This window comes from Rhodopirellula europaea 6C (genome assembly GCF_000338295.1).
GTDB lineage: Bacteria > Planctomycetota > Planctomycetia > Pirellulales > Pirellulaceae > Rhodopirellula > Rhodopirellula europaea.
This window is the reverse complement of record NZ_ANMO01000049.1, coordinates 1-8,893: the sequence shown is the minus strand read 5'-3', so window position 1 is coordinate 8,893 and position 8,893 is coordinate 1. Positions and strand designations below refer to the sequence as shown.

General features: G+C 57.0%; 7 protein-coding genes. 3 read left to right on the top strand and 4 right to left on the bottom strand.

Annotation, left to right across the window (positions count from 1 at the left end; genetic code table 11):
• From RE6C_RS04495 to RE6C_RS04480, 4 genes are all read right to left on the bottom strand, one after another.
• Positions 1–394, bottom strand: a 394-nt coding sequence (locus RE6C_RS04495; protein ID WP_039961186.1) for a CPBP family intramembrane glutamic endopeptidase, incomplete at its 3' end; no start/stop codon positions are given.
• Positions 395–403: 9 nt separating this feature from the next.
• Complete coding sequence (locus RE6C_RS04490) at positions 404–2,254, bottom strand: ATP-binding cassette domain-containing protein (RefSeq protein ID WP_008654283.1); 1,851 nt, start codon at positions 2,252–2,254, stop codon at positions 404–406.
• Between the two features lie 130 nt (positions 2,255–2,384).
• On the bottom strand, positions 2,385–4,154 hold the full coding sequence (locus RE6C_RS04485) for an ABC transporter permease (protein WP_008654279.1): 1,770 nt from the start codon (positions 4,152–4,154) through the stop codon (positions 2,385–2,387).
• Between the two features lie 166 nt (positions 4,155–4,320).
• Positions 4,321–4,917, bottom strand: a complete 597-nt coding sequence (locus RE6C_RS04480; protein ID WP_008654277.1) for a DUF4416 family protein — start codon at positions 4,915–4,917, stop codon at positions 4,321–4,323.
• A 298-nt stretch (positions 4,918–5,215) separates the two neighbouring features.
• Between RE6C_RS04480 and RE6C_RS04470 the strand changes: the two genes are divergently transcribed.
• From RE6C_RS04470 to metX, 3 genes are all read left to right on the top strand, one after another.
• Positions 5,216–6,331: a pyridoxal phosphate-dependent aminotransferase gene (locus tag RE6C_RS04470; RefSeq protein ID WP_008654274.1), complete on the top strand. Its 1,116-nt coding sequence runs from the start codon at positions 5,216–5,218 to the stop codon at positions 6,329–6,331.
• A gap of 72 nt (positions 6,332–6,403) precedes the next feature.
• On the top strand, positions 6,404–7,723 hold the full coding sequence (locus RE6C_RS04465) for an O-acetylhomoserine aminocarboxypropyltransferase/cysteine synthase family protein (protein ID WP_008654270.1): 1,320 nt from the start codon (positions 6,404–6,406) through the stop codon (positions 7,721–7,723).
• A 101-nt stretch (positions 7,724–7,824) separates the two neighbouring features.
• A partial coding sequence (gene metX, locus RE6C_RS04460) for a homoserine O-acetyltransferase MetX (protein ID WP_039961188.1) occupies positions 7,825–8,893 on the top strand: 1,069 nt, incomplete at its 3' end.

Genomic DNA, 8,893 nt, shown 5'->3' with positions numbered 1-8,893 from the left:
CCAGCCACGGCAACAACCAACCACGAAACAAGAGTTCTTCGCCGACGCCAGCACACAAGCTAATCGCGAACAATTCCCACGCGTTCAGTCGCAGCATCAAGCCGATCATGGGGTGATCGCTGAGCTTGTCGAGCTCTTCGATGGCTGGGTGTTTGATTCGTCGCAACACGGCAACGAACAATACCAATGGAATGGTCGCAACGATGCCTAGCCCAATTCCGCCAATGACCGCGGACGAAGCGACTTCGTTCAGCGGCGGAACCAATTCACGAGCACTGGGACCGAGCAGGTATCCGAGAATCAACGCCAGGGCACCCAAGCCGGCTTCGACCGCGACAGCAGTCCGAAAGACATCGTCCGGGGTTTGTTCGTCGTCCGCGTTGGTTTGCGTCACACGCCTCTCTCAGGATGGGCTTCGGTGTCGGTAGGGATTGAACAACAAGTAGTTCAAGTGGCGATACAGATCACTGGAATTCAGCAACTCGGTGTGACGTCCTTCGCCGACCAAATTGGGGCCATTGAGCAACATCACCCGATCACATGAACGTAACGTCTTCAGCCGGTGAGGCAACATGACCACCAACGAACCAGCATCCGCCAGTTCTCGCAGTGCGTTCAAACAGGGGTCTTCATTGACATGCTCGGTCGGGGCAGGGGGCTCTTTCGCGAGCACGATCGGCGGCCGGTGCAACATCGCCCGTGCGATCCCGACCGCGTAGCGAACATCGGTCCCGAGCGAATCCGAATCTTCGGTCGCTCCTAAATTGGACCCCGGTTCGATGATCGTCTCCAGGCCGTCAGGCAAGCGAGTGATTCGCTCGTAGATCCCAAGTCGCTCGAGCGTTTCGACCATGTCGCGATTGTCGACACTCCGGTCGACTCCCGCCATCAAGTTCTCGCGCAACGTACCTTCCCAGAGAGGCCCATCGGGACCGATCCACATCACATTTTTGGCAAGGGCTTGCGGGTGAACGTCGAGCAATGAGATACCATCGATCTGAACCTTGCCGCGATGCGGACGACCAAAGCCCATCAACAATTCCAACAGAGCTCGCGTCGAGACGTCTTCAGTACCCAAGAAAGCCACCAGAGACTTGGGCTGCAGCGACAAACTCAGATCGCGCAAGATGGCCTTGCCCGAAGAATCTTGAAGCGACACATCTTCCATCCTCACGCAATCGCGAAGACCGCCCAGCCCAACACGTTGCTCGCTCGGCGACGCTTCGCTGTTGGGCTGCAGATACAAATACGCCGATTCACAAGCTTTGCTGCTGCGGCGAAGTTGACGATTCAGTTCGCTCAATCGAGCGGCCGCCAAGGCTGCACCGGTCAACGAAAGACCAAGTACCAACGCGGACGGAAGGCTCAAGCCTTGTTCGCCTTGCAACGTGTTCAGGCCCAGCCCCAACAACATGACAGCAATGGCAACGCCACCGGCCATCATCATCACTGGCCACAATCGACCTCGACGCGCGTCATCGCCCGCAATCCGACGATCCAAAGCTTCTAACTCTGCTTCGTAGGCTTGATCGGCCAAACCACCGGCCTGTAATCGAGCCATCATAGGTGCGTCGCCGATCAAACCGATCAAGCGATCACGAATTTGCGGGATTTCGAATCGGGATAATTCCAGCCAATCTGGATTGCGAAGCTTGGCATACAAACGCCACAACGCCACGCCACTGATAACCGCGAGAATCGCCAGCCAAACATTCACCAGCAGTGCAAGTGTCACACACCCGATCAACATCAGCACGCTTCTTGGTATAGATCGATACCACAGCGACAGACCACGGCCGACTTCGGGCAGGTGGCGACCGATGATGATACGAGCTCGTTCACGCTGAGCCGCGGCACCTTCGACTTCTGCGCGACGCAAGCTTTGCTTCAGCGTTCGCGAATGCAACATCTTGATCACTCGCCGCGAGCGAGCATCTGCTGATCGCCGGTGCAACCAAACGGCCAAACAAAAGACCGCCGCGATTGCCAACGACAATCCAACCAATCCAAACAGTTGCGTGACTTTGCTTTGCGCCAGAAAGAACTCCGGCACCGGGACCGCTAGATGTGTCCCCAGGCGAACAGGCGACTGCGTCAGCCCATCGCCTTCATCGACCAATGCCGCGATGATGCCAAAGACCAGCACCAAGATTGGAATGATCAAACCCGCGATAGCGGCCCAAACCAAATGCAGGGGCGCGCCCGCCGCTTCTGGTTCGCGACGTGGTTGTTTCAGACTGGAAAAGCGATTCACCGTTGCGAGCCTCGTTGGATATTTAGCCACCGTTCGTTTGTCATCCCGACCGCAATCGTTGCGACCGACGATCCGTCACGACCGGTCACCGTTATCCTCAAACGAGTTTCCAATGCAACAGATATGGCGATCAAGCCAAATCGCGATCTTCAAACAACAACATCGCAACCATCCAAATGGCAATGACAAAGACCACAAGATAGTTGAACGCGGCGGCCAAGTAGATCAGCGGGATGGCATTTCCCGCATCCACCGCCGCCTGGACGTTGAATGAGTTCAGGTTGGGGACCACGACCGCTATCAATTTACCAACAAATCCGACCAGCTCGGTGTTTTCCCTCGCAGAAGCGACCAGCGGACTGAGCAGGTTGCCGACAACATAGATCGCGAAACAGGTGATGAAGTTCGCCAGCAGCGGCAAACGAGTCGCCAAGGCCACCGCGATTCCTCCGATCGCCATCGTTTCCATGAAGTACAGCCCCAAGATCGGAAGCGTCGTGATGATCTCTTCGTGACCGACTTGCCATGGCGGTTGCTGCTGGCTCGTTTCGCGAGCGTCATAGATTGGCTTGTACGACATCACCACCAACAGAACAGCCGCCAGAATCACGAACAGCACCAACACGGCCAACATGATTCCGGTGTACTTGCCCAAGATGAACGAACGTCGACTAACTGGTTTGCTCAGTACGGTCAAAGCAGTCCGGCCATCAATTTCGTCGCTGACCGATGTTCCCGCACTCCAAACGGCGAGCAACATGCCCAGCACCATGATCATCGTCACGCCGCTGTCCTTCAGCAGGCGAATGTCATCACCCAATGTGTTGAACGGGAAAATCCCAAAGAGCAGCACGGCAAAGATGCCGATCGCCAACAGCAACAGATAAAGCGGCTGAGCCATTTCGTTTTTCGCGGTCGACAAAGCCAATGCCCAGACACGCGGTGCCGCTTGTCGCATCGCCATGAAGCCCGTCAATGTCAGGAACAGCGCGACAGCGGAGAAGACAATTGACGAAGCCTGAGGGATCTGCGGCAGGTTCTTGAACGTGAACGTCACTTCAGCCGGGTCGATCTCTTGGTTGTAGATGTGCAGCTTGGCCGGATCACCTGGAATCGGTGGCTGCTCACGGTCTTGATATTTGTAGGTGACCGCTTCGGTGCTGCCTGGGTTCAATTCGATGGGAGCACGGCTGAAGGCTTCCGCTTTATCGGAGTCAGCCAGGAAGACTTTCTTGTCACTCTCAATCCGCAGTTCGGCGACGTTGCGGAAGTTGTAGGTGATTCCGGCTGGCAAGAACTCGGGGATGTCTGGGTCAGCCGAAGGTGCGATTGTCGCGACTTCCACCACCGTGCCGTCACCGACCAAGTTGACCGCGGGGACGCTTTCGAGGATCGCCATGGGCTTTTCAACAAACGGCGTCGAGCCCAAGCCGATCACGGCAAAGAGACCCAGCGTGCCCAAGATGTACGGGATAACACCTTCGCCCAGAATCGACATCCACTCGGATCGAGTCCGGTGCCACATTCCGTAGATCAGGCCGAAGCCCAGAATCATTCCCAAAGTCACCAAGGGCAGGAAGAGCAATTGCCCGTTCTCGCCGCCTTGTGGCACGTAGAAATAGCACAGCAACGCGGAGAAGATCGCTCCGGCAATCAGCGACAAAGTCACGCCGCGTTTGGGATCGTCGGCTAAATTCCCGAGACCGGGAATGAAAGACAATGCACTCAAGATGCCATGGATCACTGCGGTCACCAACGCCCCCAGCAGCAAACCCATCGATAGCACCCAAATGGGCGTGACGAATACGGGCAACCACTTGCCGACCTGGGCCAGAGGGAGCAAACCCGATTCAACACCAGCAAAATCGGAGAACAGTGAAATAGCGGACCCAGCAATCATGCTTGGCGACTCGTGTCGAGAAAAGTACGAAATGAACCTTCGGTCAGGCTGCTACGTGAGACCAACTCATTTGGTTTGCCATCGAGGCTCGGATTCAACGGATTTGTTGGCCGGCGTGATCAACTTGATCGAACGAGCCATGAAACGGTGAATCAGAAACGGAGAATCAAACCTTCGGGCTGGGCTTCACCCCGGGGGTTTTCTTGACCCCAACCCGAAAACCGCCGGTCGCTTTTAAATGCTGACGCAGTCGGGCACGGCAATTCGCCGCAAACCTCGCAACCGTTTCGGTGCGGTAATCAGGGTAGCTCCATCGGTGATGAATCCAACGCCCACCAACATAGTTCAGGGTGACCTCCGCAAAGATCCCATCTCGCAAATAGATTCGGTGGTCGCGGTCCTTGATTGTCGCCAACACCAATTTGGCTTGGCTGACGTACCCCGGATCCAAATTCAACGGCCGCGGCTCGGGATGATCCGACAATGATGCGTACTCGGATTCCCATTCGTTGGTGACGTTTTTCCAGTCTGCCAATCCGGCTGGATCCGCGAATTGTGCAATTCCGATAAGCTCTTTAGTCAGCCCATCGCCCATCTCAGGCTGGTAAAACCCGCCGGCTTCGAACGGACTGGACTCACCTTTTTCGCCCAGCTCGCCCCAACGTTCTGCCAATCGTTGCTTTGCCCACTGACGAGCCTCCTGGTGCCGTGAGATCACGGCGCAGAAACGGACCACCGGTTCGATCAATCGAATTTCACTCATTCCGTCACTGTTATCCTTCGCAACCCGGTGTCTTCACTTGCCTGGTGTCTTCACTTGCATTGCCAACAAACTCCCGACCAACCATCCGATCTCGGGCGGGCGGTCGATCTTGGGTGGGCCCTCGGATATTGAGCGAGACAGGGCAGGGGTGTCAATCGATCGAGCCCGGCCCCAAACACGGACTACCGCAAGCCGAAGCGAATGATATCCTGATCCGCGAAACAAGCATGATTTGCCTAGGGTTTCCTCCACACGCAACCATCGCTTTCCACCTTCATCCAACAGGCGACGAGTCAACATGCATCCTTGGATCGCGGATCGAACGGCCTCCTTTGATAGCAGCGGAATTCGAAAAGTTTTCGATCTCGCTGCGAAACTGAAAGACCCGATCAACTTGTCCATCGGGCAACCGGACTTTGATGTCCCCGAGGAAATCCAGGACGCGACCGTCGATGCGATTCGATCCGGAAAAAACGCTTACTCGCCAACCCAGGGTATCGCGCCGCTGCGTGAGAGGTTGCTGGCGGAGATCAACGCCAAGTATCCCGGCCAAAACCGCGACGTCTTTGTCAGCAGCGGCACCTCAGGCGGTCTGGTCCTTTCGCTGCTGTCGATGATCAACCCGGGCGACGAAGTCATCTTCCTGGACCCCTATTTTGTCATGTACCCGGCACTCGTCAGCCTGTGCGGTGGCATCCCCGTGACGGTCGATTCCTACCCGGACTTCCGCTTGGATCCAGCCAAGATCGAAGCCGCAATCACTCCCAAGACCAAGATGATCCTGGTCAACAGTCCCGCCAATCCGACCGGTGTGACCGCGTCGGAGCAGGACTTGCGCGACGTCGGTGAATTGGCGGCCAAGCACAACATCGCTTTGCTGTCGGACGAGATTTACAGCCGGTTCTTCTACGACGGCGACTTCGCCTCTCCCGCGGCGACCAACCCCGACACCATCGTGATCGATGGTTTCAGCAAGTCGCACGCGATGACCGGATGGCGAGTGGGCTACGTCCACGGACCGCCCGAAATCATTGCGACCATGCTGAAGATCCAGCAATATTCGTTCGTCTGCTCGCCTCAGCCCGCTCAATGGGGAGCCCTCCGAGCGATGGAGGTTTCGCTGGACGGCCACATCGACGATTACCGCCGAAAACGCGACTTCATGGTGGAACAGCTGTCGCCGCACTTTGAACTAACCAGCCCCGGCGGTGCGTTTTATCTGTTCCCGAAAGCCCCCGGCACCGAAGGCGGGACGGCGTTCGTCGAACGAGCGATCGCCGATGGTCTGCTGATCATCCCCGGCAAAATTTTCAGCGACCGCGATTCTCACTTCCGCGTCAGCTTCGCGGCCAGCGATGACACGCTGCGTCGCGGTGCCGAACGCCTGATCAAGCTGGCTGGCGACAATCGCTGACCGATTTGTTAGCCTGCTTCGTTCCCAACGCAGAAATTTCCTACTTTCAAACATCCCTGATCGAGTTTTTGCATGTCCGCCGATCCGACCCAAAATCATCGTCTGGCTACCCGTGCTCTCCATGCCGGACAAGTCGCTGACCCAACGACCAAAAGCCGCGCGGTGCCGATCTACGCCACCACCAGCTACCAGTTCGATAGCACGGAACACGCGGCGGCCCTGTTTGGCCTGGCTGAATTTGGCAACATCTACAGCCGGTTGATGAACCCGACGGTCGACGTGCTGGAAAAACGCATCGCGGCACTGGACGGCGGTGCAACGGGACTGTGCTTCGCATCCGGACAAGCGGCGATCACGGCGGCAGTTTTGGCGATCGCACACAGCGGTCAAAACATTGTCAGCAGCACTTCGCTGTATGGCGGAACATGGACGCTGTTCACGCAAACTCTGAAGAACCTCGGCATCGAAGTTCGCTTCTTCGATCCGGATCACCCGGAACAAATCCACGGCTTGGTCGATGAAAACACTCGCCTGGTCTACATGGAGAGCATCGGCAACCCACGAAACGATGTGCCTGACTTCAAGGCGATCGCCGACGCCGCTCACTCTGCACCACACGGGGCGATCCCAGTGTTGTGCGACAACACCGTGATGACGCCTTACTTGTTGCGTCCGATCGATCACGGAATCGACATCGTGATCTACAGCACAACGAAGTTCTTGGGCGGGCACGGCACTCACATCGGTGGCTGCATCGTCGACAGCGGAAACTTCAAATGGGCCGACCAACCTGAAAAGTGGCCAGAGTTCTGTGGCCCCAGCCCTTCCTACCATGGTGCCGTTTTCGAAGAGCATCTGCGTGGCATGGGCAACATCGCTTACAATGTTCACATCCGCACCCACTGGTTGCGTGATACAGGTGCAGCGATGAGCCCGTTTGCGGCGTTCCTGTTCCTGCAAGGCATCGAGACTCTTCACCTTCGCATGCCTCGCCACTGCGAAAACGCGATGAAGGTTGCTGAGTTCCTGGAAGCTCACGACGCAGTCGAGTGGGTCAATTACCCCGGATTGAAATCGCACTCTCATAACAAATTGGCTGAGCAGTACCTCACCAATGGCAAAGGCGCGATCCTTGGCTTTGGTATCAAGGGTGGCATGGAAGCGGGCAAGAAATTCATCAACGCCTGCCAACTGTGCTCTCACTTGGCCAACATCGGCGACGCCAAAACGTTGGTCATTCATCCCGCCAGCACCACGCACCAACAGCTCGCCGAAGACGAACAACGTCGTGCCGGCGTCAGCCCCGAGTACATTCGTGTTTCGGTTGGGATCGAAGACATCGACGATATCCTCGATGACCTGAAACAGGCTCTTGCTGTTGCGACCGCGTGACCCCAAAAGCAATCGAAACGTTGCTTCCGAACAACTGATCCTCCCGCGAGAAAACTTCCGGGAGATCCACTCGGGTAACGATGTTCGAAAGCCAAGCTTCCATGGGTGAGCCTTCCAACGAAGATCTGTCCAGCACCGATGACGTGCGGACCGACGCGCCATTGGCGTACGCGAAGTACGTGACGTTTGACCAGCCGCTGCCGCTTGAACGCGGTGGCGAACTGCCGGAAGTGCGATGCTGCTACGAGACGTGGGGCACGCTGAACGATGATGCATCCAATGCCGTGCTGGTCTGCCATGCCGTGTCGGGTGACTCGCACGCGGCTCGCCACGATGAAGACGACCAACCGGGTTGGTGGGACGGCTTGATCGGCCCCGGACTGCCGATCGACACGGACCGGTTGTTTGTGGTCTGCCCCAACGTTTTGGGCGGTTGTCGCGGCAGCACCGGCCCGGGCGATGCGGATCCGACCTCGCCCGACGGCACGCCCTACGGTGCCAACTTTCCACGGATCACCATCGGCGACATCGTCGAAGCTCAAAAACTGTTGGCTGACCATTTGGGAATCCGCCAGTGGCGGGCCGTGGTCGGCGGTTCACTGGGCGGTCATCAAGTCTTGCAGTGGATCAATCGCTATCCCGATGCGGCGAAAACCTGCATCGCCATCGCGACCTCTCCACGACTCAACAGCCAAGCACTCGGGTTCGATGTCATCGCTCGCAATGCGATCCAAACCGACCCACACTACGCCGGGGGCCAGTACTACGACAAAGACCAACGCCCGGACACGGGACTGGCGATCGCGCGGATGCTGGGCCACATCACCTATCTTTCCGTCGAAGCGATGGAGGCCAAGTTCGATCCCGATCGTCACGATCCGCGGCAGATTGCATCGCAATTCGAACAACGATTCAGCATTGGTTCTTACTTGGCCCATCAAGGTCAAAAGTTCACAACACGCTTTGATGCAAACAGCTACGTGACTCTGTCGATGGCGATGGATCTGTTCGACCTAGGCGGCACGCGGCTGAAGTTGATGGAAACGTTTGACGAAGCAACTTGCGATTTCCTGCTTATCAGCTTCAGCAGCGATTGGTTGTTCCCGCCTGCTCAATCCAGAGAAATCGTCAACGCTCTGACCGCTTTGGACAAACGTGTCACCTATGCCG

Bases quoted from the DNA above. Each gene is read 5' to 3' on its own strand.
- RE6C_RS04465 (WP_008654270.1), top strand. From the start codon at position 6,404: ATGTCCGCCGATCCGACCCAAAATCATCGTCTGGCTACCCGTGCTCTC.
- RE6C_RS04485 (WP_008654279.1), bottom strand. From the start codon at position 4,154: ATGATTGCTGGGTCCGCTATTTCACTGTTCTCCGATTTTGCTGGTGTT.
- RE6C_RS04480 (WP_008654277.1), bottom strand. From the start codon at position 4,917: ATGAGTGAAATTCGATTGATCGAACCGGTGGTCCGTTTCTGCGCCGTG.
- RE6C_RS04470 (WP_008654274.1), top strand. From the start codon at position 5,216: ATGCATCCTTGGATCGCGGATCGAACGGCCTCCTTTGATAGCAGCGGA.